We start from the raw sequence: 607 nt of genomic DNA, 5'->3' as shown, positions 1-607 counted from the left end.
ATATTACTTACAGCACGTACCGCAGAAGAGCAAAAGCTTGAAGGATTTGAGACCGGTGCAAATGACTACATAACAAAACCTTTCAATTTTGAAATCCTTCAATCAAGAATTAAAAACCTGATTTCCCAACAGGAGTCTTTTCATAAAGCCTTTCAAAAACATTTTGATATCAAGGCGAGCGATATACAGATCACATCATTGGATGAGAAGCTTATTCAGAATGCCATAAAAGTAGTAGAAGCTCAAATCTCCAATCCGGATTTTTCTGTTGAAGATTTGAGCCAGGAGTTAGGGATGAGCAGAGTTCATTTATACAAAAAGCTACTATCATTAACAGGCAAATCTCCCATCGAATTTATAAGAACCATCAGGCTACAACGTGCCGCACAGTTGTTGGAAAAGAGTCAGCTTACAGTAGCAGAGGTTGCCTATCAGGTGGGATTCAATAATCCAAAGTATTTTACCAAGTATTTTAAAGATCAGTTTAGTGTGCTGCCTTCTGCTTATGCCGGCAAGCGGTTGCCTACTACGTCATAAAAAGTAAATAGTAACAATTTGTAACCTGATCAGAACGATTTCGATACCATAGCAGCCCTCCTTATATAAT

General features: G+C 38.1%; 1 protein-coding gene. It reads left to right on the top strand.

Annotated features, from left to right (window positions below; genetic code table 11):
• The coding region (locus tag KK060_RS24880) for a response regulator transcription factor (RefSeq protein ID WP_254158005.1) at positions 1-537 on the top strand (537 nt) is incomplete at its 5' end.
• Positions 538-607 lie beyond the last annotated feature (70 nt).

The sequence above is a fragment of the Chryseosolibacter indicum genome (assembly GCF_018598585.1).
GTDB classification, from domain to species: domain Bacteria; phylum Bacteroidota; class Bacteroidia; order Cytophagales; family Cyclobacteriaceae; genus Chryseosolibacter; species Chryseosolibacter indicus.
Note: the sequence above shows the minus strand (reverse complement) of the source record. Positions and strands in the feature narration are given on the sequence as shown.